Genomic DNA, 23,236 nt, shown 5'->3' with positions numbered 1-23,236 from the left:
TTGTGGGGTTGGTGCTGGTGGGTGTGTGTTCTTTGAGAACTCGATAGTGTGTAATGGATTTTTCTTGTGCCATAGTTTTGTATTTTTTGTGGCAGGGATAAAATTTTTGACGGACATTTTGTTTGTTTAGTTTTTTGTTTTTGTCAGTTTTTTGGATTGGTCAGGTTTTGCTTTCTGGCTTTGTGTTGAAATTGCTGATCCTTGTGGGGTTGGTTGTTTTGATGTTTTTTGTTGGAGAGTTTGATCCTGGCTCAGGACGAACGCTGGCGGCGTGCTTAACACATGCAAGTCGAACGGAAAGGCCCAGCTTGCTGGGTACTCGAGTGGCGAACGGGTGAGTAACACGTGGGTGATCTGCCCTGCACTCTGGGATAAGCCTGGGAAACTGGGTCTAATACCGGATATGACTCTGCGCTGCATGGCGTGGGGTGGAAAGCTTTTGCGGTGTGGGATGGGCCCGCGGCCTATCAGCTTGTTGGTGGGGTAATGGCCTACCAAGGCGACGACGGGTAGCCGACCTGAGAGGGTGATCGGCCACACTGGGACTGAGACACGGCCCAGACTCCTACGGGAGGCAGCAGTGGGGAATATTGCACAATGGGCGCAAGCCTGATGCAGCGACGCCGCGTGAGGGATGACGGCCTTCGGGTTGTAAACCTCTTTCGCTAGGGACGAAGCGCAAGTGACGGTACCTGGAGAAGAAGCACCGGCCAACTACGTGCCAGCAGCCGCGGTAATACGTAGGGTGCGAGCGTTGTCCGGAATTACTGGGCGTAAAGAGCTCGTAGGCGGTTTGTCGCGTCGTCTGTGAAATTCTGCAGCTTAACTGCAGGCGTGCAGGCGATACGGGCAGACTTGAGTACTACAGGGGAGACTGGAATTCCTGGTGTAGCGGTGAAATGCGCAGATATCAGGAGGAACACCGGTGGCGAAGGCGGGTCTCTGGGTAGTAACTGACGCTGAGGAGCGAAAGCGTGGGGAGCGAACAGGATTAGATACCCTGGTAGTCCACGCCGTAAACGGTGGGTACTAGGTGTGGGGCTCATTTCACGAGTTCCGTGCCGTAGCTAACGCATTAAGTACCCCGCCTGGGGAGTACGGCCGCAAGGCTAAAACTCAAAGGAATTGACGGGGGCCCGCACAAGCGGCGGAGCATGTGGATTAATTCGATGCAACGCGAAGAACCTTACCTGGGTTTGACATACACCAGACGTATGTAGAGATACATATTCCCTTGTGGCTGGTGTACAGGTGGTGCATGGCTGTCGTCAGCTCGTGTCGTGAGATGTTGGGTTAAGTCCCGCAACGAGCGCAACCCTTGTCCTGTATTGCCAGCACGTAATGGTGGGGACTTGCAGGAGACTGCCGGGGTCAACTCGGAGGAAGGTGGGGATGACGTCAAGTCATCATGCCCCTTATGTCCAGGGCTTCACACATGCTACAATGGCGCGTACAGAGGGCTGCGAGACCGTGAGGTGGAGCGAATCCCTTAAAGCGCGTCTCAGTTCGGATTGGGGTCTGCAACTCGACCCCATGAAGTCGGAGTCGCTAGTAATCGCAGATCAGCAACGCTGCGGTGAATACGTTCCCGGGCCTTGTACACACCGCCCGTCACGTCATGAAAGTCGGTAACACCCGAAGCCGGTGGCCTAACCCCTTGTGGGAGGGAGCTGTCGAAGGTGGGATCGGCGATTGGGACGAAGTCGTAACAAGGTAGCCGTACCGGAAGGTGCGGCTGGATCACCTCCTTTCTAAGGAGCAGACAACAATTCCTATGCCATGCTCGAATGTAGTGTGGGTGGGTGTTTGTTCACGGGTGAAACACAAGAAGCCACTGCGCGGACGTTGTGTTCGTGGGGCTGGTGCACTGGTTGTATGCTGGTGTGCTGGTGGTGGGATCGTTTGGGTGACTGGATGGTCGGATATTGCACACTATCGGGGTTCTGAGGGAACACATGTCGTTTCGGCAGGTGTTGTCTTGTGATGCTCGCTGGATTTCCGCGCCTGTGTGGGTGTGTGGGGTTGGGTGGGTGTGTGTTGTTTGAGAAGTGGATAGTGGATGCGAGCATCTTAAATTTTTAGATGTGTATTGCAATTTCAAAGATTTGTTTGTGTTGTCCACATTCGTGTCACAGCGTGGCTGGTGTCTTTCCGCTTTTGTGGGTGGTGGGGTGTTGGTTGGTGTTGTGGTGTGTTTGTGGGTGTTGTTGTAAGTGTTTTAGGGCGTTCGGTGGATGCCTTGGTACCAGGAGCCGATGAAGGACGTGGTAGGCCGCGATAGTCCTCGGGGAGTTGTCAAACGAGCTGTGATCCGAGGGTGTCCGAATGGGGAAACCCAGCACGAGTTATGTCGTGTTACCGCCCGGTGAATGTATAGCCGGGTTGGAGGGAACGTGGGGAAGTGAAACATCTCAGTACCCACAGGAAGAGAAAACAATTGTGATTCCGTGAGTAGTGGCGAGCGAAAGCGGATGAGGCTAAACCATGCGTATGTGATACTCGGCAGGGGTTGTGCGTGTGGGGTTGTGGGAGTGTCGTTCTTCGTGCTGCCGTGCGGAGCGCCAGTAAGAAAATCTTTCGTTAGGTGAAGTGGCCTGGAATGGTCTGCCGTAGTGGGTGAGAGTCCCGTAACTGTAAGCGATTGGTCTGGTGTCGATGTGTCCCAAGTAGCAGCGGGCTCGTGGAATCTGCTGTGAATCTGCCGGGACCACCCGGTAAGCCTAAATACTCTCTGGTGACCGATAGCGGACTAGTACCGTGAGGGAAAGGTGAAAAGTACCCCGGGAGGGGAGTGAAATAGTACCTGAAACCGGACGCTTACAATCCGTCAGAGCCTTCCCTTTGTTGGGTGGGGTGATGGCGTGCCTTTTGAAGAATGAGCCTGCGAGTTAGTGCTCAGTGGCGAGGTTAACCCGTGTGGGGTAGCCGTAGCGAAAGCGAGTCTGAATAGGGCGTTTATGAGTCGCTGGGTCTAGACCCGAAGCGGAGTGATCTACCCATGGCCAGTGTGAAGCGACGGTAAGACGTCGTGGAGGCGCGAACCCACTTCAGTTGAAAATGGAGGGGATGAGTTGTGGGTAGGGGTGAAAGGCCAATCAAACTCCGTGATAGCTGGTTCTCCCCGAAATGCATTTAGGTGCAGCGTCACGTGTTTCTTACTGGAGGTAGAGCTACTGGATGGCCGATGGGCCCTAAAAGGTTACTGACGTCAGCCAAACTCCGAATGCCGGTAAGTGAGAGCGTGGCAGTGAGACTGCGGGGGATAAGCTTCGTAGTCGAGAGGGAAACAGCCCAGATCGCCGGCTAAGGCCCCTAAGCGTGTACTAAGTGGAAAAGGATGTGGGGTCGCGAAGACAACCAGGAGGTTGGCTTAGAAGCAGCCACCCTTGAAAGAGTGCGTAATAGCTCACTGGTCAAGTGATCCTGCGCCGACAATGTAGCGGGGCTCAAGTACACCGCCGAAGCCGCGGCACTCACACATTACATCGGCCACCCTTTTGGGGGTGTGTCTAGTGGTGTGGGTGGGTAGGGGAGCGTCCTGCATCCGTGGAAGCCGCAGAGTGATCTAGTGGTGGAGGGTGTGGGAGTGAGAATGCAGGCATGAGTAGCGAAAGACAAGTGAGAAACTTGTCCGCCGAATGACCAAGGGTTCCTGGGCCAGGTTAATCCGCCCAGGGTGAGTCGGGACCTAAGGCGAGGCCGACAGGCGTAGTCGATGGACAACGGGTTGATATTCCCGTACCCGTGCATCCGCGACAAATGGTGAATCATCTGTACTAACCGCCCAAAAGCATGTGTGACTTTCTTCGGATTGTTGTGTGTGTGGCTGCGTGGGACCTTGGGTGTAGTAGTCAAGCGATGGGGTGACGCAGGAAGGTAGCTGGGCCAGTCAGTGGTTGTACTGGTGTAAGCCTGTAGGGAGTGGTGTAGGTAAATCCGTGCCACATATGTCCTGAGAGGTGATGCGTAGCCGTTGTGGCGAATTCAGTGATCCTATGCTGCCGAGAAAAGCCTCTAGTGAGTTGGTGCATGGCCCGTACCCCAAACCGACACAGGTGGTCAGGTAGAGAATACTAAGGCGATCGAGATAACTGTGGTTAAGGAACTCGGCAAATTGCCCCCGTAACTTCGGGAGAAGGGGGACCATGGCTGGTGATCATCTTTACGGTGGGAGCTGGTTGTGGTCGCAGAGACCAGAGAGAAGCGACTGTTTACTAAAAACACAGGTCCGTGCGAAGTCGTAAGACGATGTATACGGACTGACGCCTGCCCGGTGCTGGAAGGTTAAGAGGACCGGTTAACCACTTTGGTGGTGAAGCTGAGAATTTAAGCCCCAGTAAACGGCGGTGGTAACTATAACCATCCTAAGGTAGCGAAATTCCTTGTCGGGTAAGTTCCGACCTGCACGAATGGCGTAACGACTTCTCTGCTGTCTCAACCACAGACTCGGCGAAATTGCAGTACGAGTAAAGATGCTCGTTTCGCGCGGCAGGACGAAAAGACCCCGGGACCTTCACTATAGCTTGGTATTGGTGTTCGGTACGGTTTGTGTAGGATAGGTGGGAGACTGTGAAGCTGGCACGCTAGTGTTGGTGGAGTCGTTGTTGAAATACCACTCTGATCGTATTGGGCTTCTAACCTCGGACCCTGATCGGGTTCAGGGACAGTGCCTGGTGGGTAGTTTAACTGGGGCGGTTGCCTCCTAAAATGTAACGGAGGCGCCCAAAGGTTCCCTCAGCCTGGATGGCAATCAGGTGTTGAGTGTAAGTGCACAAGGGAGCTTGACTGTGAGACGTACATGTCGAGCAGGGACGAAAGTCGGGACTAGTGATCCGGCACCGGCAAGTGGAAGCGGTGTCGCTCAACGGATAAAAGGTACCCCGGGGATAACAGGCTGATCTTCCCCAAGAGTCCATATCGACGGGATGGTTTGGCACCTCGATGTCGGCTCGTCGCATCCTGGGGCTGGAGTAGGTCCCAAGGGTTGGGCTGTTCGCCCATTAAAGCGGCACGCGAGCTGGGTTTAGAACGTCGTGAGACAGTTCGGTCTCTATCCGCCGCGCGCGATTAGAAACTTGAGGAAACCTGTCCCTAGTACGAGAGGACCGGGACGGACGAACCTCTGGTGTGCCAGTTGTTCTACCAAGAGCACTGCTGGTTAGCTACGTTCGGAAGGGATAACCGCTGAAAGCATCTAAGCGGGAAGCCTGTTCCAAGATGAGGTTTCTCACCTGCCCTTTGGGTGGGGTAAGGCCCCCTACAGACTATGGGGTTGATAGGCCAGAACTGTAAGCATAGTAATATGTTCAGGTGACTGGTACTAATAGGCCGAGGACTTACTAACAACACTCACACACATTCTTTTTGTTTAAGTGTGTCTCGCATCCACTATCTACTTCTGAGGCCGCACACGCGATAACCTCATATTGTTTCGGTGGCTATAGCGGAGGGGAAACGCCCGGCCCCATTCCGAACCCGGAAGCTAAGCCCTCCAGCGCCGATGGTACTGCACTTTAATCAGTGTGGGAGAGTAGGACACCGCCGAACTAGAATTCGAGTAGAGCCCCCAACACATTCGTGTTGGGGGCTCTACTCCTATATCCACCACCTATACAGAAGAGCCGAAATACCAGCAGATCAGACGAGAGTCGACAAGGCCGCCAGTCGCTCGTGCGCTTGCGTCATGATCGACTCGATCAGATCGGCGCACGATGGAAGATCGTCGATCATCCCGACGACCTGGCCGGACGCCAGGACTCCCGCGTCTGTATTTCCCTCGACAAGGCCGGCTTTCAACAACATCGGGGTGTTACCCGCCATGATGATCTGCTGCCAGGTTCGCTCACCGGATCGCCGCATCGACAAGCCGTCCCGGAGCATGGTCGTCCAACGCATGCCGGTCAGCTGCTTGAACTCGTTCGCGTTGCGGGCAGCGGCAACAAGCGCTCTCGCCCGCGATCCACTTTCGAGCGCGTCCACCAGCTGCGTGCGGAGCACACGGTGCGGCATACCGTCGACCTTCGTCGAGACGATCGTGTCGTTCAACGTACGGTCCAGGTATTCCTGCTTGACGCTGTCCGGGACGGCGGAGTCGGAAGTCAACAGGAAACGGGTGCCCATCGCGACACCGTCCGCGCCGTAGCCGAGAGCCGCGACAAGGCCGCGGCCGTCGAAGAACCCGCCTGCTGCGATTACCGGTATCGACGTGTTCCCGGCGCCGCCGAGTGCGTCGACGACTGACGGCAAGAGCAGCGTCGTCGCGACCGGTCCCGTGTGACCGCCGCCTTCGCCGCCCTGCACAATTACGGCATCGGCGCCCCATGACGCGACCTTGACGGCATGCTTGGCAGCGCCGATCGATGGCACCACGACGAGGCCGTGGTCCTTGAGCTTCGTGATGAGTTCGGGCTTAGGCGCGAGCGCGAACGACGCGACCTTCACGCCTTCACGGATCAGCAGGTCGACGCGTTCGCCAGCATCGGTGGCGTCCGCGCGGAGGTTTACCCCGAACGGCATGTCGGTCAGCGACTTCGTCTTCTTGATCGCGAAGTCGAGCTCGTCATAGGTCATCGTCGCCGACGCGAGTATCCCCAGCCCGCCTGCGTTCGCGGTCGCGGCCGTGAGCGACGGCCCCGACACCCAGCCCATACCGGTTTGCACGATCGGATACCGGACGCCGACCATTTCCGTGAAGCGAGTGCTCAAGGTCGGGGCGGTCATGATTTGACCTCGCGATTACGGGCACCCTTCGGATCGACGACCTCGCGGATGATCTGGAGTTGTTCGGCGGTCGGCGCCTCGGTGACCGGCGCGGAGTGAAGGTCTGCGACGGGGAAGCCCGTGTTGTCAGCGACCTCGTCGGCCGTGACACCGGGATGTAGCGAGAGCGCGCGCATCGTGTGTCCTGGACCGCCGAAGTCGAAGACGCCGAGATTGGTGACCACGCGGTGGATGTTCAGCGAATCGAACGCCGGGTTCGCGCTATCGACTTTGTCGAATCCGACCCCGCACACGATGTCGACGGCGTCGACGAACACCCGCTTCGAGTGGCGTGCCACCCAGTAGCTCGTCGGATGGCCGAGTGTGTTGCCCGGGGCGCCGCGCAGGCCGAACATCTGGCGGGTCGGCTTCTGGAGCGGGCCGAATGCCGACAGGTTCTGGTTGCCGAAACGGTCGATCTGGTTGGCGCCCATCACGACATGGCGGCGTCCACCACCGATGACATCGAAGACTTTGCGGAACGGCATCCAACCTTCGGCCGGTCCGGACTTTCCGACCGCGGGCGTGTCTGCGAGGATGACTGCTTCGCCGTCGGTGATGAGCAAATCAGGTTCGGTCGTCAAGCGGGCCAGACGAGCGCCAATCAGTGGTGTGGTCGCCATCGGCGACGCCATGATCTCGCCGGAACCGGTGAAAATGTCGGCGCACGACGTGACGCAATATTCGGCGCGGGTGATATCGGTGGTGCTCACTTGCTCTCCTCCTGGTCGGCGTGCCAGCGGCCTACTTCGTTCTGGTACGTCGCCTCGTCGACGTCGAGGAACCGTTCGCGGAACGAGATCCACGACTGTTCATCGGCGGCCGCTTCGGCGTAAAACCGCTGGAACGACTCGTCGCGTCCGTACCCCCCGCTGAAGGTGAAGTGGGCACCGTTCGGCGCGTGGACCACGCGGTCGACGTCCATCCGATTCAGCAGCAGACGCTCGTTGGGTACCTCGGCGACCAACTCTTCAGTGGAGACGATGCGATCGGTCTCCAAGTAGCGCCGTTGCGCAGCAGCCATGTAGATGTCGTCGAAGTACGGGTCGATACCGGTGTAGCCGGCGTTCCCGTGGACGTCCGCAACGTCGAGGTGCACGAATGCAGCGTCCAGCGTGAGCGCGGGCATCGCGACCAACGTCTGAGTGCGGCCATCGGCTTCCGGATACGGTGATTCGACAGTCTTGAGTTCACCGTCCCAGAAGTCAAAGACAGCCGAGCCGAGCCCGGCTCGGATCGGCATGAACGGCAGACGAGCGGCAGCGGCCTGGAGGCCGCACTTGACCATGCCCTCGTCCATCTCCCGGGATTCGATCGCGCCCGCGGTGCGGGCCTTCGCGAACCACGGGTCATAGAACGGTGCCGAATCGAGGGAGACGAAACCGTAGTAGGCGCGGCGGACCTTGTTCGCCGCGCACAGCAATCCGAGGTCGGCTCCGCCGTAAGTGACGACTGTCAGATCCTTGACGTCGCTGCGCGCCAGCGCCCGGACCAGCGCCATCGGCTTACGCCGCGAACCCCATCCGCCGATGCCGATGGTCATACCATCGCGGAGTTCAGCGACGACATCGTCCAGTGAGCTCGTCTTGTCCCGAAATCCCATTCCTCAGTTCCCTTTCGGCTTGCCGGTGTCGACGAACGCATCGCGATGCTCGTCGGCCACTCCGGCCAGATTCAATTCGTAGGTGTACCGCTGTTCGAGCAGGTAGCTCGTCTTCACGTCGACCGGGTCGATGCCGTTAATTGCCGCTTTCGCGGCCCGGATCACTCTGGTGTCCTTCGCCGCAATCATGTCCGCGACCTCAAGAGCCGCGTCGAGCAGTTCGTCGCGGGGGACGGCCCGGTACACCGAACCGAAGTGGACGAGCTGCTGCGCCGTGATGTTCTGTGCAGTGAAGTACAGCGTGCGCATCATGTGTTGCGGAACCAGCCGCGAGAGGTGCGTCGCCGCCCCAAGGGCTCCTCGGTCGACTTCGGGAAGCCCGAACACCGCGTCGTCGGACGCGACGATCACATCAGCGTTGCCGACGAGACCGATCCCGCCGCCGACACAGAAGCCGTTGACCGCGGCGATCACCGGGACCGCACAGTCGTAGACGGCGGAGAACGCGGCAGCACACCCCTTGTTGGCGGCAACGAGGGCGTCGAATCCGGACGTCGCCTGCATCTCCTTGATATCTACGCCCGCATTGAATCCTCGACCTTCGGCACGCAGGATCACGACGGCCGTCTCCGGATCGTCTCCCGCTGCCAAAATCTGCTCCCCAAGCTGGAACCAGGCCGCGCTCGGTAACGCGTTGACCGGTGGAAAGTCGACGGTGACGGTAACGATGCCTGACTCTGTGCGGTTGGTGGTGATCGGCACACCTGCTCCTTACGTTCCGCAGTACCCAAGCAAATGCTTGCTTGTCCGGTAGACTAGCATTCATGAGTGAGACAGCACATACGCGTGCCGAACTAGGGATCGCCGGGTCGACAATCCTGGTGACTGGGGGTGCGCGAGGCGTCGGCGCGGGAATCTCAGACGTGTTGGAGAGCTTGGGCGCGACCGTCGCGGTCTGCGCCCGCCGCGAGCCAGAAAATCCGGTCGCCGGCCGCAGCTTCTATTCGTGTGACGTCCGCGACTCCGACGCGGTCTCGACGATGATCGCTCAGATCGTCGAGGAACACGGCACGATCGACGGGTTGGTCAACAACGCGGGCGGATCGCCGTTCGCCCTCGCGGCCGAGGCGTCCGACCGCTTCACGCAGAAGATCCTCGAACTAAACCTCCTCGCACCGATGGTTGTCGCTCGGGCGGCGCGTACCGCGATGACTGCGTGCGGCGGCGGCGGGGCCATCGTCAACGTGTCGAGCGTGAGTGGACACCGACCGTCACCCGGAACCGCCGCGTACGGTGCGGCAAAGGCTGGCCTCGACAACCTCACGCGATCGCTGGCCGTCGAATGGGCACCGTCCGTCCGCGTCAACTCAGTCGTCTGCGGACCGGTCCAGACTGAGCTGTCGCACCTGCATTTCGGCGACGACGCCGGGATCGACGCCGTAGGACAGACAATCCCGATGGGCAGACTGGCGCAACCAGAGGATGTGGGGCGGGCCGTCGCCTTCCTCCTGTCGCCATTGGCGTCGTATATCACCGGGTCAACTCTCACCGTCGACGGCGGCGGAGAGAAGCCCGCATTTCTCGCGGCGGCGAACGCCGACAACACGATGTGACCGAAGAGTCCCGACAGAAAGTGATTGAACAAGTGAGCAAGACGAATGAAGACCGCGTTGTGATCGTGACCGGCGCCGGCCAGGGTATCGGACGCGCGCACGCATTGGCGTTCGCGGCCGACGGGGCGAAGGTCGTCGTGAACGACTACGCGGCAGACTCGGCAGTGGCAGTGGCGGACGAGATTATCGCAGCAGGCGGAGAAGCCGTCGTCGCGACCGGTGACGTCGCCGACTGGGACACCGGCGCGGCGATCGTGCAGACTGCGGTCGACTCATTCGGACGTCTCGATGCGCTCGTCAACAACGCCGGGTTCCTCCGCGACCGCATGCTGGTGTCGTTCAGCGAAGACGAATGGGACTCGGTGGTGCGCGTGCACCTCAAGGGTCATTTCGTGATGCTTCGCCACGCGGCTGCCTACTGGCGCGGTGAGGCGAAGTCTGGCCGGACTCCGCAGGCGCGCATCGTCAACACGTCGTCTGGAGCAGGCATCTTCGGGTCGGTGGGTCAGGGCAATTATGCGGCGGCGAAAGCCGCGATCGCCGAACTGACGATTCAGGCCGCGGCCGAACTCGGGGGGTACGGGATCGTTGTCAACGCGATCGCACCAGCGGCTCGGACGCAGATGACGATGGGCGCGGGCGACGCGATGGCCACGCAGATGGCGGCACCGGACGACGGTTCGTTCGACGCGATGGATCCGGCCAACATCTCGCCGCTCGTCGTCTGGCTGGCATCGGCCGAAGCCGCCGATGTCACCGGACGGCTCTTCGAGGTCGAGGGCGGCACGGTGACCGTGCTCGACGCCTGGCAACGCGCTGCCAGCACCGATAACGGCGCCCGCTGGGAGCCGAGTGAACTCGGCCCCGTGGTGCGCGGGCTCCTCGCCAAATCGCCCGAGCAGGTCAAGGCCTACGGGGCTCGCTAAGACTGGGCCGCGCTGAGACTGGGCCCGGTCTCAGGCGGTTGCGCCGGGAGCGCGGACGACCATCGGGACGCCGGGGAAGTGAGCGGCGATCTCCGAACGTGAACGACGGAGCGCGGCTACGCCGTATCCGTGCTTACGGCTCTCCGGCCGAATCCAGATGCGGACGTCCACTTCGCCGCCGGTGAGCTCCCCGAAGACGATGCCGACCTTCTCGTCATTCTCGACGGCGACCAGCCAGACCGCGTCCTCGTTGTCGACGCGGCCGACTCCACGAGCGATCTCGTCGCCGATCTCGCCTGCGGGCGCACCCGAGCCGTCGCCTGCGACGCCTTGCTCGGCGGTGCGCTCGGTGAAGAGGTCGGCGTCGTCGTCCGCGGAGAACGGCCGGAGGTCGAGCGTCTCGCCGGTGCTGGCTGGGCGTTCGGCGAGCGTGAACGTGATGGCCTTGTTGAGGTCGTCGAGTTCGCTCTGGTTCTTGCGGCGCTCAGCCTTGGTCAGTTGGTGTAGGGACATGTTGAGCACGGCTTCGGCGCCGAGTTTCGATTTGCCAAGTAGGTCGGCGATCGCGGCGGCTGCGGAGTCGCGGTCGTCGGCATCGACGATCGTGTCCAGAACCTCGTGTCGCCGCTCGAGAGCGGTGAGCAGTGCGTCAGTGATGTCGCGGCGGGTGGTGGCCTGGTCTAAATCAGTCATGAACCGATCGTGGCACGACTTCTCGGTTACCGGCAGGTCTACCGAGCGGTAATCTTCTGCGAGTGCTCCCGCAGTGCGCGACAACGGGTTTCGTGGAGTCCCTTTCGCAAATCTAGAACACGTTCTAGTGTTGTCGTATGAGTGGAGATGAGACTGTCCTGTCCGCGGAACGACTGCTGCACAACCCGGTACACCTCGGTGATCTGATGGTCGCGGCGCTCAAGCGTCACGCGAACAGTCCGGTGCTGCAGATCGCTGGAACCGAATTGACCGGCCGCGAGATGGCCGACGCCATCAGTCGCTATGTCCAGGCGTGCGAGAGTCTGGGGTCGGGTACTGGGACCGCCGTCGGGCTCCTCGCCCTGAATCGTCCCGAAGTGTTGTTCGTCGTCGGCGCCGGCCAGACTCAAGGGTGGCGCCGCACGGCGTTGCATCCGCTCGGTTCGGCCGACGACCACGCCTATGTGTTGTCCGACGCCGGAGTCAGCACGCTGATCATTGACCCTGTTCCGATGTTCGTCGAGCGGGCAGTCGTGCTGCTGGAGAAGGTCGACTGCCTCACCCAGGTCCTCACTCTTGGCCCGGTGCCTCCGGAGCTGGCCGACGTCGGGGTCGACCTGATCGCAGCCGCCGAACGCTGTATTCCACGGCCACTGTCAGCGAAGGTGCTCGACCCCGAACACGTCGTGTCGATCACGTACACCGGCGGCACGACGGGTAAGCCCAAGGGCGTCATCGGAACCGCACGCGCGATGTCGACGATGACACAGATCCAGCTCGCCGAGTGGGAATGGCCCGAGCGGCCGCGGTTCCTCATGTGCACGCCGCTCTCGCACGCCGGTGCGGCGTTCTTCGTGCCGACGCTGATCAAGGGCGGCATCATGCTCGTGCTCGGCAAGTTCGACCCGGCCGAGGTTCTGGAGACAATCGAACGCGAAAAGATCACCGCGACCATGCTGGTTCCGTCGATGATCTACGCGCTCATGGACCATCCGGATTCACATACGCGTGACCTGTCGTCGTTGGAGACCGTCTACTACGGTGCGTCTGCGATCAATCCGGTCCGGCTGGCCGAGGCGATCGACCGGTTTGGGCCGATCTTCGCGCAGTACTACGGCCAGTCCGAGTCGCCGATGGTTATTTCCTACCTGCGCAAGGACGAGCACGACGCGGCGCGGCTCGGCAGTTGCGGCAGGCCGTCGGCGTTCCTGCGGACCAAACTCGCCGGGCCGGACGGTGCACCCGTCGTGCAGGGTGAGCCCGGCGAGATCTGTGTGTCCGGGCCACTCCTCGCCGGCGGCTACCTCGGTCTGCCCGAACAGACTGCCGAGACGTTTGCCGACGGGTGGCTGCACACCGGGGACGTCGCGCGGGAGGACGAAGACGGATTCTGGTTCATCGTCGACCGCACCAAGGACATGATCGTGACTGGCGGGTTCAACGTGTTCCCCCGGGAGGTCGAGGACGTCGTGGCCGAACATCCGGCCGTCGCCCAGGTCGGTGTGATCGGGGTGCCCGACGAGAAGTGGGGTGAAGCGGTGACCGCCGTCGTCGTGCTGCGGCCCGACGCTGGCGAGAGCGACGATGCGAAGGATCGGGTCATCGGCGAGATCCAGGCGTCTGTCAAGGAGCGCAAAGGTGGCGTCCAGTCGCCGAAACGAATCTTCTTCGTCGATTCGCTTCCGCTCACCGCTCTCGGCAAGCCGGACAAGAAGGCTCTGCGCGCTCAGTTCTGGGAGGGTCTCGAGCGCTCAGTAGGGTGATCGCCTTCGCCGCACCCACGTTGTGGCCGGGCGCGGCAGGGGCGGTCACCAGAATCGTGTTGCACAACGGTCGTCACGCGACCGTTGTGCAACACGATTCGTCGGTTAGGCGGGGTCGCAGATGACGACCGGGATCGTTCGCTCCGTCCAGGCCGCATAGGTGTCGAAGTCCGCGTAGAGATCGACCAGCGTCGGCCAGAGCGCGGCCCGTTCGTCGTCGTCGGCGATGCGGGCCGTGAAGTCTCCGGTGTCCGAATCGATCTGGACTCTCACCGACGGATTCGCTTTCAGATTGTGATACCAGGCGGGGTTCGCGGGCAGTCCGCCCTGTGATGCGACGAGCACGATGGACTCGCCGTGGCGCAGGTACAGCAGTGGAACGGTGCGCGCCTCGCCGGATCTGCGTCCAGTCGTCGTCAAGAGGCAGACCGGGACGGGTTTGCGCATGGCAGCACCGACCCGCCACCGGTTGCCCAGGCGTCCGCCGGTCACCCGGTACAGCTTCGTATTCAGTCGCGACCCGTACTTGATGATCCGCCCGACGATTGGCGAATCGAGTTGCGCCGGACGACTGTTCGGGTCCATCGAGTCAGATCCGTTCGAGGATCGTCGCGGTAGACAGTGCGCCGCCCGCGCACATTGTGACAAGAGCGTGCTGCGAGTCGGTGCGCTCGAGTTCGTGCAACGCGGTGGTGATCAGTCGTGAACCGGTGCTGCCCACCGGGTGGCCGAGCGCGATCGCGCCGCCATTGACGTTCACCCGGTCCATGTCGGCCCCGTGCACCTGCGCCCAACTGAGCACCACGGATGCGAACGCTTCATTGATCTCGACGACGTCGATGTCGCTCAGGCTCATGCCGGTCCTGGCGAGCACGCGCTCGGTGGACTGCACCGGACCGTCGAGGTGGTAGTACGGGTCGGCTCCGACGAGAGCCTGGCTCTTGATACGCGCGCGCGGACGCAGCCCGAGCTCGCGAGCCTTGTCTTCGTCCATGATCAGCACGGCGGCGGCACCGTCGGAGATCTGCGAGGAGGTTCCCGCGGTGTGGACGCCGCCCTCGATCACGGGCTTCAGCGCGGCGAGAGACTCGCGAGTCGTCTCGCGCAGCCCCTGGTCTCGGTTCACGTCGAGGATCTGCCCGGTCAGCTCGCCCTCGCGGGTGCGTTCGGGCGCCTTGACCGAGAGGACTTCACGGTCGAAGCGGCCCTCGTCCCACGCGCGTTTTGCGTTCTCCTGCGATCGGACGCCGAGCGCGTCGACGTCGGCACGAGTAATGCCGCGTAGCTTCGCGATTCGTTCGGCCGCTTCGAATTGGTTGGGCATGTCGATGCTCCACGACTCCGGGCGACGTGGCCCCGCATCGGTTCCGACGTTCGCACCGAGCGGCACATGGGACATCGATTCGATGCCGCATGCGATGCCGACGTCGATCGCGCCGGCTGAGATCAGTCCTGCCACGAAATGATTCGCCTGCTGCGCGGATCCGCACTGGCAGTCGATGGTGGTCGCCCCGGTCTGCCACGGCAGGCCCGCGTTCAGCCACGCGGTGCGGGTGACGTTGTTGCTCTGTTCGCCGACTTGCATCACCGCGCCGCCGACCACCTGTTCGACGAGGGTCGGGTCAATGCCCGCCCGTTCGAGCACGCCCACCTGGGCGGCGCCCAGGATCTCGGCCGCATGTAGACCCGACAGCCAGCCGTTTCGTTTGCCGATCGGCGTGCGAGCCGCTTCGACGATTACCGGTACACCCATGTCACAGTCCTCTCGATGATCAATTTCATCAAAACTAGAACAAGTTCTTGTTCACGTCCATCCAGTGTGGCAGAGTGTGATCTACGACAAATTGTAACGGGTTCTCGTTTTCCAACGAAGCTCGCGACCTTTGAATTGAGGTGATGGCGTGACCCAAGCGCAGAGTGTTGAGGCGGGGGCGTCGCAGGAATCAGCGGGCGGTTGCCCGTTCATGCATCAGGAGGGCTGGGACTTCACGAATCCGGACCTGTTGGTCCAAGGCATCCCGATGAAGGAGTTCGCCGAACTCCGCAAGACTGCTCCCGTCTGGTGGAACGCGCAGCTCCCCGGCAAGGGTGGCGGCTTTCATGACGGCGGGTACTGGGTGGTTTCGAAGCTCGACGACATCCGGGAGATCTCGAAGAACGCCGACGACTGGTCGGCCAACGCGAACGGCGTCATCATGCGGTTCGACGACGAGATGCCGTCGGATCAGCTCGAAGTGACCAAGGCGCTTCTGATCAACAACGATCCGCCGGAACACACGCGCATGCGCAAGATCGTCTCGCGTGCCTTCACCCCGAAGGCGGTCCACGCACTCGAAGACAAGCTCGACGAGGCGGCGCGCCGCATCGTCTCCGAGGCTGCCGCGACAGGCAACGGCGACTTCGTCGAACAAGTCGCCGTTGACCTACCGCTCCTCGCGATCGCCGACCTCCTCGGCGTCCCCGAGGAGGATCGCGCCAAGCTGTTCCACTGGTCCAACGCGATGATGAACTACGACGACCCGGACTTCGAGCCGGACGCGTTGACCGCCAACATGGAGATCCTCGGCTACGGCTACAACATGGCCGAACAGCGGCGCAATTGCCCGGCCGATGACATCGTGACGACGCTGATCGAAGCGGACATCGACGGGCACGCGCTCGACGAGACCGAGTTCGGCTTCTTCTTCATCCTCCTCACCGTTGCGGGCAACGAGACCACGCGTAACGCCATCTCGCACGGCATGAACGCGTTCCTCGACAACCCGGACCAGTGGGAACTGTTCAAGAAGGAACGGCCCGCGACCGCCGTCGACGAGATCGTCCGATGGGCGACCCCCGTCAACTGCTTCCAGCGCACCGCCACACGGGACACCACGGTCGGCGGCGTCGAAATCAAGCAGGGGCAGCGGGTCGGCTTGTTCTACGGCTCGGCCAACTACGACGAAGACATCTTCGATGATCCGTACTCGTTCAACATCATGCGCGACCCCAACCCGCACGTCGGATTCGGCGGAAACGGCACGCACTTCTGCATCGGCGCCAACCTGGCCCGCATGGAGATCAATCTGATGTTCAACGCCATCGCCGACCTCGTTCCGGACATCACCAAGCTCGGTGCCCCCGACCGTCTCCGCCACGGCTGGATCAACGGCATCAAGGAACTTCAGGTCGACTACGGAACGAAGTGAGGAACAATGGCTGACGAGTTGCCGTCGTACCTCAATCTCGACAGGGAGAACCATCCGGCAGTTCTCGCCGGATTACGCTCCCGCGAAGCCGTGAATGCGCGCGACAAACAAGCGTGGCTCGCCAACTTCGCTGCCGACGCTGTCGTCGAAGACCCGGTAGGGCCGTCGATGTTCGACGAAGAAGGCGTCGGGCACCGCGGCGCCGAAGCGCTGTCCGCGTTCTGGGACAAGACCATCGGCACCACAGAGAAGCTCGACTTCGTCTTCGACAAGGAGATCATCTGCGGCAACGAGGTGGCATACGTCGGCAAGATAGTCACCCATATCGCGGGCCACATCTCGGAGGCGAACGGAGTCTTCACGTACAAGGCCGACAGCAACGGCGACCTGGTGGCGTTGCGGGCGTTCTGGGAGGTCGGGGAGACGATATCCTCCCTGCGCCCGGCGTGAGATCCGCCCTGCCGCTGCGAGCCCGGCGACCTTCTCGAGGTCGCCGGGCTCGTTTCGCGTCTACTTCTTGAAGCGTTTGGCTATGTGAGAGTCGACAGAGACGATGCCCTGGTCGGCGATGGCGATGGCGATCAGGCCGGCGATGAGGGCGAGGGGGAGTTCGTAGCCGCCGTCGGACGACCAGAATCCGGCGTCGATATGGGCGATGAAGATCGCGCCAATCATGTCGAAGATCAAGAGTAGGGCGACGAGCGGGACGGCGATGCCCGCGATCAGGGCGATACCGCCCGCGAACTCGAGGATGGCGGCGACCCACGCCGAGAGAGTCGGGGCGGGAGCGCCCATCATCTCGAAGCCTGCGGACGTGGCGTCCATGCCGTTGACGAACAGTTTCTGGCAGCCGTGTGCGAGAAAGATGATGCCGAGGATGACGCGGGCGACGGTCGTCGACAAGCCCTGCGCTTGCTTGAGCGGGTTCATGTGCAGCTCCTGGAAGATGGGCGTTCGGGTGGAACGCTCGAGTGAACGGACCAGACGATCGAACCACTTACCTTTCGTAAGTGCAAGCGGGGGCGTACATTGATTCCGTGTCCGAATCCTCCACGCTTGCCTACGACGTGTTCGCGAAGAAATGCCCGTCGCGGCAGGTCTTCGAACACGTCACCGGGAAATGGGGTGCACTCGTCCTCGGAACCCTCGGCACCGGCCCGCAGCGCTTCGGCGAGATCCGAGCGCAGGTCGAGGGCATCAGCGACCGGATGCTCACCCAGACCCTGCGCACCCTGTGCGACGACGGCCTCGCCGTGCGCGCCACGGCGTCGCCCGCGCACCCTGACTACCAGCTGACCGATGCCGGACAAGTCGTCGCCGTCGCCGTCCGGACATTGATCGCCGCGGTCGAGGCGGCGATGGAGCGCGGTGCGGGAGGATAGAAGGCCCGCACACCTACCGAGTGCATACGCAAAAAGCGGAGCCGAGACTCAGTCTCGGCTCCGCTTTTCTGGTGCGAAGGGGTCTGTTACGGCTTGTCGGCGCCCACAACCCACATCGAGAAGTACTGCGAACCGCCACCGTAGGCGTGACCGAGCGCTTTTCGGGCGTCCGGGACTTGGTGGTCTCCGGCCTTGCCCATCACCTGGATCGCGGCCTCGGCGCAGCGGATCATGCCGGACGCGCCGATCGGGTTGGATGAGAGCACGCCGCCGGAGGCGTTGACTGGCAGCTTGCCGCCGATCGCGGTCTCACCAGCTTCGGTGAGTTTCCAACCCTCGTACTCGGGCATGAAACCGAGGTTCTCGAGCCACATCGGTTCGAACCAGGAGAACGGGACGTAGATCTCGGCGGTGTCGATCTCCTCGAGCGGATTCGTGATGCCCGCGTCCTTCCACAGTGCGGCGGACGCGTCGCGACCGGCCTGCGGACTCACCACGTTGCGGTGCGAGTACGACAGCGGTTCGGTACGCATCGCCGTCGCGTGAATCCACGCGACCGGACGGCCGTCGGCGACGGCGTCGTCGGCCGCGGGCTCGTCGCCGATTACGACGGCGCACGCGCCATCGGACGACGGACATGTCTCGTCGAACCGGATCGGATCCCACAGCATCTGCGAGGCGAGGACCTTGTCGACGGTGATGTCGGGTTGATGCAGGTGCGCCAACGGGTTGCGCGAGCCGTTAAGACGGTCCTTGGCAGCGACCATCGCGCCGATATGGCCCGGTGCCCGTGAATTGTTGATGTACGCACGGACGTGCGGAGCGAAGAATCCGCCAGCACCCGCACCGACCGGCATGGTGAACGGAACCGGGATCGACAGTGCCCACATGGCGTTCGACTCCGACTGCTTCTCCCACGACAACGCCAACACTCGGCGATGCACGCCGCTGGTGATCAGTGAGGTCCCGACGACGGCGGTGGACGCGCCGACCGATCCCGCGGTGTGTACTCGGATGAGTCGTTTGCCGACTGCTCCGATCGCCTCGGCCATCGCCAACTCGGGCATCATCGATCCCTCGAACAGGTCAGGTGCCTTGCCGATGACGATCGCGTCGATTTCGTCCAGGCTCACTTGGGCGTCGTCGAGTGCCCGGTCGATCGCTTCACGGCACATTCCGGCCATCGTGACGTCGTGTCGTTTGGCGACGTACTTCGTCTGCCCCGTGCCCAGCACGGCGGCGCGATTGCGTCCCATCAGTTCTCGCCTTCCAACGTGAGCACCATGTTCTGTTGCAGGAGCGGCCCGCTCGTTGCGTGCGCCAGTGCCGTGCGCGCCTGCCCGGTGAGGATCGCGTGTGCGGCGTAACCGATGCGCTGCAGTCCTGCGGAGAACAGCGCGTGGCCGCCCATTACCCCGCCGGACGGGTTGATCTGTGTGTCTTCGCCGATGCCGAGTTCGCGGCGCACGATCAGCTCCTGATGTGTGTATGGAGCGTGGATCTCGGCGACGTCGACGTTGCGGTCGCGGTTGCCGAACGCGGTGTCTGCTGCCAACTTGGTCGACGGTGATCGGGTCAGATCGCGGGAGCCGAAGTTCGGGGTGTCGATGCGGTGATCCCACCCGGTGACCCATGCCGGGTTCTCGACGAGCTCACGCGCACGTTCTTCACTCGCGAGGACGACCGCGGCCCCGGCGTCGGCGTACGGGGCGATGTCGCTCTGGCGCAGCGGATCACGGACGTAGCCGGCGGCTAGCAGCTCGTCGACCGATGACCCGCTCGAGCGGGCGGCGACTGCCGCCATGTCCGCTTCGGTCCACGCGCCCGCGTCGATCCCGGCGCGGGCTTGAAGTCCGGCGAGCGACGGGGCATCCGGCCAGAGCGGCGCCACCGTGTATGGGTCGGTCTGTAATGCGAGGACCTGGTCCATATCAGCTGCGGACGACTTGCCGAAACCGTAGGCGAGCGCGATGTCGACCTCGCCGGTCGCGATCTTGACCCAGGCCTCGTACAGGGCCCACGCCGCGTCCATCTCGACGTGCGACTCGTGGATCGGGGGCACGGCTCCGACGGCGTCTATGGCCGAGATGAACGAGAATGCCCGTCCGGCGAGATAGTCGGATGATCCGCTGCACCAGAAATCGATGTCGGTGCGGGTGATGCCCAGGTCGGCATATACCCGCTGGAAGCAGGGGATCAGCATCTCGACGCCGTTGGTGGTACCGGTGCTTTCGGGGACGTTCGCGCTGTGGGCGAACCCCACGACGGCGATCCGCGGAATATTCGTGCTCATGTGTCGACTCCTCTCTCTGGTCACAGGTGATTTCGGTACGACTCGAAGTCGGCGTCGGGCTCGCCGCTTGGAGCGAAATGGCTGATGTTGCGCAGAGTGTGATCCCATTCGGCTGCCGGCCGCCAGACCGCCTTGACGCGCATGCCCATCCGGACGTCCTCGGCTGGGGCGTCGAGAATCAGGTGTAGGAAGGGGATGTCGGAGCCGTCGAGGAGGACGTATGCGGCGACGTACGGGGGTTTGATCTGCTGTCCGAGGAACGGCACGTTGACGATGCAGAACGTCGTGATGGTGCCGGTGTCGGCTAGTTCGACGCGTTCGACGGTTCGCGAACCGTCGGCTGGGCTCACGACGCGCGGAGGGAAGTACACCTCGCCGGTCTCGACCCGGCCGCCGTACAGCTTGCCTGCCTTGAGCCCCTCCAGATACCAGGATTCGTTTTCAGTGGCGACGTGTACGACGGTCATCCCGATCGGCGTGGTGATGACGACGTTGCCGTCGTCGTCGGCGATCGACCCGCCGTGGTCCGTGGTCGCCGTGACGGCGGTGTCGCCGAGTGTGAAGTGGGTGATGTCGTCAATGCGTCCAGTGCGGACCTCCCGCCAGACGGCGTGTACCCGGGCACCGGTGCTCACCTGGTCGGGAGCGTTGGCAGCGACCGCGTGCAGCATCGACGTGTCGGCGCCGTCGAGGCGGATCAGCGCCCACGCGAATGGTTCGTCGAGGGGCTGGGTCTCCGGTGGGTGCGGCTGCCACGACCAGGATTCGATCGTGCCGACGGACCCGACCTCGACGATGTCGGTCGTCGCAGTACCTGTGGTCGGGTCGTATTCGGTCGGTGGCACGCTGACGCGGCCGTCGGTCCCGCGACTACCGACGATACGACCGTCGCGCAGCGCGAGGGCGAACTGGGACAGGACCGGGCCGAGGGATCGCGTGTAGTCGAAGGAATTGGTCAGGTCCGCCGAGAGGATTGTTGACTCCGGTTCGGGCACCGACACTTCGGGACTTGAATGTTGGGCACTAATAGTCACGTATTAAATAGAACACGTTCTAGTATTGTCGGCAAGGGTTCCGATGAAAGGTGTGCGAGTGAGACTCGGACTACAGCTCGGCTATTGGGGAGCCGGGCCCATCGAAAAGGCTGCAGATCTCGTAGTCGCGGCCGAAGGGGCAGGCTTCGACTCGGTGTTCACGGCGGAGTCGTGGGGATCGGACTGCTATACGCCTCTCGCCTGGTGGGGCTCGCAGACCTCGCGCGTGCGGCTGGGCACCGCGGTCGCCCAACTATCGGCGCGGCCCCCGACCTCGCTGGCGATGGCCGCGTTGACCCTCGACCATCTCTCCGGCGGACGTCATGTGATCGGTCTCGGCGTCTCGGGTCCACAAGTGGTGGAAGGTTGGTACGGCCAGCCGTTCGGGAAGCCTCTCGCGCGCACTCGCGAATATGTTCGCGTGGTGCGTGACGTGCTGGCCCGCGAAGCGCCGGTAACCAGCGATGGGCCGCATTACCGGCTGCCGCTCGTCGACGGTCAAGGCGTCACCGGCCTCGGCAAGCCATTGAAGCCGATCACACATCCGCTGCGCGCTGACATCCCGATCTGGTTGGGTGCCGAGGGGCCGCGCAATGTAGCGCAGACCGCCGAGATCGCCGACGGTTGGCTCGCAGTCTTCTACACGCCGAGACTGGCCGGCATGTTCAACAGCTGGCTCGACGAGGGGTTCGCGCGGCCGAACGCTCGCCGGACGAGGGGAGAGTTCGAGATCGCCGCCAACGCGCAATGCGTCATCACCGATGACGTCCCGGCGGCCATCGAGCGGTATCGGCCGTCGACCGCGCTGTACGTCGGCGGCATGGGGGCCGAAGAGAAGAACTTCCACGCGGAACTGTACCGCCGCATGGGTTATGGCGACGTCGTCGACGAAGTCGGCCGTCTCTTCCGGTCCGGCCGGAAGGCCGAGGCGATCGCCGCGGTGCCCGACGAGATGGTTCGCGAGACGATGCTCGTCGGCACCCGGGCCGACGTCCGAGACCAAATCGGCGTGTGGGAGACCGCAGGCGTCACGACCCTGATGGTCACTGCCCGGGACGTGGAGACGATCAGCGAACTGGCTTCGCTCGTCTGACCAGGCAATGGCGACGGAATCACTCTCAGCGGGGACGCGACCTCATTCGCCGGTGAACTGTGGCTTCTCCTTGTCGGCGAAAGCGCGCGGCCCGATCTTCGCGTCGGCGGACTTGAACACGGCCGCACCGAGTTCGGCGTCGATCTTGAACGCGTCCTCCTCGTGTAACCCTTCGGAGTCGCGGATGGTCTTGAGGATCGCCTGGACGGCGAGCGGTCCGTTCGCCGCGATCTGTTCGGCGATCTGAAGGGCCTTGTCGAGTGCGGTGCCGTCTGGGACGACGTAGCCGACCAGCCCGTAACGCTCGGCCTCGGCCGCAGTGATGTGGCGGCCGGTAAGCAGTATGTCGGCGGCGACGGTGTACGGGATCTGCCGGACCAGGCGTACTGCGCTGCCGCCCAGCGGGAACAGGCCCCACTTGGCTTCCGACACGCCGAACTTCGCGCTCTCGGCGGCCACTCGAATGTCGGTGCCTTGCAGGATCTCGGTGCCGCCGGCGATGGCGGGGCCCTCGACGGCGGCGATCAGCGGCTTGGTGAGGCGGCGGCCTTTGAGAAGGGCTGGTAGGCGTGTCAGGTCCCAGCCGCCCTCGGAGAACTTGTCGCCAGGGGCCTTCTTGTTCATCGATTTGAGGTCGGCGCCAGCGCAGAAGTAGCCGCCCGCACCGGTCAGGATCGCGACGCGAATATCCGGGTCGGCGTCCGCCTGATCCCACGCCTGCTCCATGATCGCCATCATCTCCGTCGAGAGCGCGTTGCGCGCTTTCGGGCGGTTCATCGTGACGGTCAGGACGTGGCCACGCTTTTCGACGAGGCACTCCGGTGCGGCGTCGACTGTGCTCTGTTCGGGCATGCTTCCTCCGGTCTGGCGAATCGCTTGCCACGAACAG

At 62.5% G+C, this 23,236-nt stretch carries 19 protein-coding genes and 3 rRNA genes; 10 read left to right on the top strand and 12 right to left on the bottom strand.

Annotation, left to right across the window (positions count from 1 at the left end):
* Nucleotides 1–228: 228 nt before the first annotated feature.
* The 3 genes from MP11Mi_RS04395 to rrf all read left to right on the top strand — a co-directional run bounded on the left by MP11Mi_RS04395 (nt 229) and on the right by rrf (nt 5,547).
* A 16S ribosomal RNA gene (locus tag MP11Mi_RS04395) occupies nt 229–1,751 on the top strand.
* Nucleotides 1,752–2,207: 456 nt separating this feature from the next.
* Nucleotides 2,208–5,344, top strand: a 23S ribosomal RNA gene (locus MP11Mi_RS04390).
* A gap of 86 nt (nt 5,345–5,430) precedes the next feature.
* Nucleotides 5,431–5,547, top strand: a 5S ribosomal RNA gene (rrf, locus tag MP11Mi_RS04385).
* Together the 16S, 23S and 5S rRNA genes form the textbook arrangement of a ribosomal RNA operon.
* A gap of 90 nt (nt 5,548–5,637) precedes the next feature.
* Here the strand turns inward: rrf and MP11Mi_RS04380 are convergent.
* From MP11Mi_RS04380 to MP11Mi_RS04365, 4 genes are read right to left on the bottom strand one after another with little or no spacing between them, the layout of a single operon-like run.
* Nucleotides 5,638–6,720, bottom strand: a complete 1,083-nt coding sequence (locus tag MP11Mi_RS04380; protein WP_420041090.1) for an NAD(P)H-dependent flavin oxidoreductase — start codon at nt 6,718–6,720, stop codon at nt 5,638–5,640.
* On the bottom strand, nt 6,717–7,472 hold the full coding sequence (locus tag MP11Mi_RS04375) for a CoA-transferase subunit beta (protein ID WP_420041089.1): 756 nt from the start codon (nt 7,470–7,472) through the stop codon (nt 6,717–6,719). Before MP11Mi_RS04375 ends, MP11Mi_RS04380 begins: the two co-directional genes overlap by 4 nt.
* Nucleotides 7,469–8,362 (bottom strand): CoA transferase subunit A, encoded by an 894-nt coding sequence (locus tag MP11Mi_RS04370; RefSeq protein WP_420041088.1) that lies wholly within the window; start codon nt 8,360–8,362, stop codon nt 7,469–7,471. The genes MP11Mi_RS04375 and MP11Mi_RS04370 overlap by 4 nt, the downstream gene beginning before the upstream one ends.
* 3 nt (nt 8,363–8,365) lie before the next feature.
* On the bottom strand, nt 8,366–9,124 hold the full coding sequence (locus MP11Mi_RS04365; RefSeq protein WP_420041087.1) for an enoyl-CoA hydratase family protein: 759 nt from the start codon (nt 9,122–9,124) through the stop codon (nt 8,366–8,368).
* Nucleotides 9,125–9,186: 62 nt separating this feature from the next.
* Here MP11Mi_RS04365 and MP11Mi_RS04360 point away from each other — a divergent pair, with 62 nt between their 5' ends.
* Both MP11Mi_RS04360 and MP11Mi_RS04355 read left to right on the top strand, forming a co-directional pair.
* Nucleotides 9,187–9,975 (top strand): SDR family oxidoreductase, encoded by a 789-nt coding sequence (locus MP11Mi_RS04360; protein ID WP_420041086.1) that lies wholly within the window; start codon nt 9,187–9,189, stop codon nt 9,973–9,975.
* A 32-nt stretch (nt 9,976–10,007) separates the two neighbouring features.
* Nucleotides 10,008–10,901 (top strand): SDR family oxidoreductase, encoded by an 894-nt coding sequence (locus MP11Mi_RS04355; RefSeq protein ID WP_420041085.1) that lies wholly within the window; start codon nt 10,008–10,010, stop codon nt 10,899–10,901.
* A gap of 30 nt (nt 10,902–10,931) precedes the next feature.
* Here MP11Mi_RS04355 and MP11Mi_RS04350 read toward each other — a convergent pair whose 3' ends face one another.
* Nucleotides 10,932–11,594, bottom strand: coding sequence for a GNAT family N-acetyltransferase (locus MP11Mi_RS04350; protein WP_420041084.1), 663 nt, complete (start codon nt 11,592–11,594; stop codon nt 10,932–10,934).
* 137 nt (nt 11,595–11,731) lie between these two features.
* Here MP11Mi_RS04350 and fadD8 point away from each other — a divergent pair, with 137 nt between their 5' ends.
* Entirely contained in the window at nt 11,732–13,357 is a 1,626-nt protein-coding gene (fadD8, locus tag MP11Mi_RS04345; protein ID WP_420041083.1) for a fatty-acid--CoA ligase FadD8, read from the top strand.
* A 105-nt stretch (nt 13,358–13,462) separates the two neighbouring features.
* Here fadD8 and MP11Mi_RS04340 read toward each other — a convergent pair whose 3' ends face one another.
* Nucleotides 13,463–13,942 carry a nitroreductase family deazaflavin-dependent oxidoreductase gene (locus MP11Mi_RS04340; RefSeq protein ID WP_420041082.1) on the bottom strand — a complete coding sequence of 160 codons (480 nt, stop codon included), beginning with the start codon at nt 13,940–13,942 and terminating at the stop codon, nt 13,463–13,465.
* A gap of 4 nt (nt 13,943–13,946) precedes the next feature.
* Complete coding sequence (locus MP11Mi_RS04335; protein WP_420041081.1) at nt 13,947–15,110, bottom strand: steroid 3-ketoacyl-CoA thiolase; 1,164 nt, start codon at nt 15,108–15,110, stop codon at nt 13,947–13,949.
* 148 nt (nt 15,111–15,258) lie between these two features.
* Between MP11Mi_RS04335 and MP11Mi_RS04330 the strand changes: the two genes are divergently transcribed.
* Nucleotides 15,259–16,545 carry a cytochrome P450 gene (locus MP11Mi_RS04330; protein ID WP_420712834.1) on the top strand — a complete coding sequence of 429 codons (1,287 nt, stop codon included), beginning with the start codon at nt 15,259–15,261 and terminating at the stop codon, nt 16,543–16,545.
* Nucleotides 16,546–16,551: 6 nt separating this feature from the next.
* Nucleotides 16,552–16,995, top strand: coding sequence for a nuclear transport factor 2 family protein (locus tag MP11Mi_RS04325; RefSeq protein WP_420041080.1), 444 nt, complete (start codon nt 16,552–16,554; stop codon nt 16,993–16,995).
* 60 nt (nt 16,996–17,055) lie between these two features.
* On the opposite strand, the gene MP11Mi_RS04320 is transcribed toward MP11Mi_RS04325, so the two are convergent.
* Nucleotides 17,056–17,475, bottom strand: coding sequence for a DoxX family protein (locus MP11Mi_RS04320; protein WP_420041078.1), 420 nt, complete (start codon nt 17,473–17,475; stop codon nt 17,056–17,058).
* Nucleotides 17,476–17,582: 107 nt separating this feature from the next.
* Here MP11Mi_RS04320 and MP11Mi_RS04315 point away from each other — a divergent pair, with 107 nt between their 5' ends.
* On the top strand, nt 17,583–17,927 hold the full coding sequence (locus MP11Mi_RS04315; RefSeq protein ID WP_420041077.1) for a winged helix-turn-helix transcriptional regulator: 345 nt from the start codon (nt 17,583–17,585) through the stop codon (nt 17,925–17,927).
* Between the two features lie 86 nt (nt 17,928–18,013).
* Here MP11Mi_RS04315 and MP11Mi_RS04310 read toward each other — a convergent pair whose 3' ends face one another.
* The 3 genes from MP11Mi_RS04310 to MP11Mi_RS04300 are packed head-to-tail and all read right to left on the bottom strand — an operon-like array spanning nt 18,014 to nt 21,254.
* Nucleotides 18,014–19,183: a thiolase domain-containing protein gene (locus tag MP11Mi_RS04310; RefSeq protein WP_420041076.1), complete on the bottom strand. Its 1,170-nt coding sequence runs from the start codon at nt 19,181–19,183 to the stop codon at nt 18,014–18,016.
* Nucleotides 19,183–20,220 (bottom strand): thiolase domain-containing protein, encoded by a 1,038-nt coding sequence (locus MP11Mi_RS04305; protein WP_420041075.1) that lies wholly within the window; start codon nt 20,218–20,220, stop codon nt 19,183–19,185. The genes MP11Mi_RS04310 and MP11Mi_RS04305 overlap by 1 nt, the downstream gene beginning before the upstream one ends.
* Before the next feature lie 20 nt (nt 20,221–20,240).
* Nucleotides 20,241–21,254: a Zn-ribbon domain-containing OB-fold protein gene (locus tag MP11Mi_RS04300; RefSeq protein WP_420041073.1), complete on the bottom strand. Its 1,014-nt coding sequence runs from the start codon at nt 21,252–21,254 to the stop codon at nt 20,241–20,243.
* 58 nt (nt 21,255–21,312) lie between these two features.
* On the opposite strand from MP11Mi_RS04300, the gene MP11Mi_RS04295 reads away from it, so the two are divergent.
* On the top strand, nt 21,313–22,347 hold the full coding sequence (locus MP11Mi_RS04295) for an LLM class F420-dependent oxidoreductase (RefSeq protein ID WP_420041072.1): 1,035 nt from the start codon (nt 21,313–21,315) through the stop codon (nt 22,345–22,347).
* Nucleotides 22,348–22,389: 42 nt separating this feature from the next.
* Here the strand turns inward: MP11Mi_RS04295 and MP11Mi_RS04290 are convergent, their stop codons facing one another.
* Complete coding sequence (locus MP11Mi_RS04290; RefSeq protein ID WP_420041070.1) at nt 22,390–23,199, bottom strand: crotonase/enoyl-CoA hydratase family protein; 810 nt, start codon at nt 23,197–23,199, stop codon at nt 22,390–22,392.
* Between the last annotated feature and the right edge of the window lie 37 nt (nt 23,200–23,236).

Origin of the sequence: Gordonia abscondita, assembly GCF_032711245.1 — a bacterium.
Lineage (GTDB): Bacteria > Actinomycetota > Actinomycetes > Mycobacteriales > Mycobacteriaceae > Gordonia.
Note: the sequence above shows the minus strand (reverse complement) of the source record. Positions and strands in the feature narration are given on the sequence as shown.

What these genes read in the sequence shown, in the direction of transcription:
- MP11Mi_RS04310 (WP_420041076.1), bottom strand. Translation starts at nt 19,183, where the DNA reads ATGGGACGCAATCGCGCCGCCGTGCTGGGCACGGGGCAGACGAAGTAC.
- MP11Mi_RS04360 (WP_420041086.1), top strand. Translation starts at nt 9,187, where the DNA reads ATGAGTGAGACAGCACATACGCGTGCCGAACTAGGGATCGCCGGGTCG.
- MP11Mi_RS04320 (WP_420041078.1), bottom strand. Translation starts at nt 17,475, where the DNA reads ATGAACCCGCTCAAGCAAGCGCAGGGCTTGTCGACGACCGTCGCCCGC.
- MP11Mi_RS04380 (WP_420041090.1), bottom strand. Translation starts at nt 6,720, where the DNA reads ATGACCGCCCCGACCTTGAGCACTCGCTTCACGGAAATGGTCGGCGTC.
- MP11Mi_RS04290 (WP_420041070.1), bottom strand. Translation starts at nt 23,199, where the DNA reads ATGCCCGAACAGAGCACAGTCGACGCCGCACCGGAGTGCCTCGTCGAA.
- MP11Mi_RS04370 (WP_420041088.1), bottom strand. Translation starts at nt 8,362, where the DNA reads ATGGGATTTCGGGACAAGACGAGCTCACTGGACGATGTCGTCGCTGAA.
- MP11Mi_RS04350 (WP_420041084.1), bottom strand. Translation starts at nt 11,594, where the DNA reads ATGACTGATTTAGACCAGGCCACCACCCGCCGCGACATCACTGACGCA.
- MP11Mi_RS04340 (WP_420041082.1), bottom strand. Translation starts at nt 13,942, where the DNA reads ATGGACCCGAACAGTCGTCCGGCGCAACTCGATTCGCCAATCGTCGGG.
- MP11Mi_RS04335 (WP_420041081.1), bottom strand. Translation starts at nt 15,110, where the DNA reads ATGGGTGTACCGGTAATCGTCGAAGCGGCTCGCACGCCGATCGGCAAA.
- fadD8 (WP_420041083.1), top strand. Translation starts at nt 11,732, where the DNA reads ATGAGTGGAGATGAGACTGTCCTGTCCGCGGAACGACTGCTGCACAAC.
- MP11Mi_RS04305 (WP_420041075.1), bottom strand. Translation starts at nt 20,220, where the DNA reads ATGAGCACGAATATTCCGCGGATCGCCGTCGTGGGGTTCGCCCACAGC.
- MP11Mi_RS04325 (WP_420041080.1), top strand. Translation starts at nt 16,552, where the DNA reads ATGGCTGACGAGTTGCCGTCGTACCTCAATCTCGACAGGGAGAACCAT.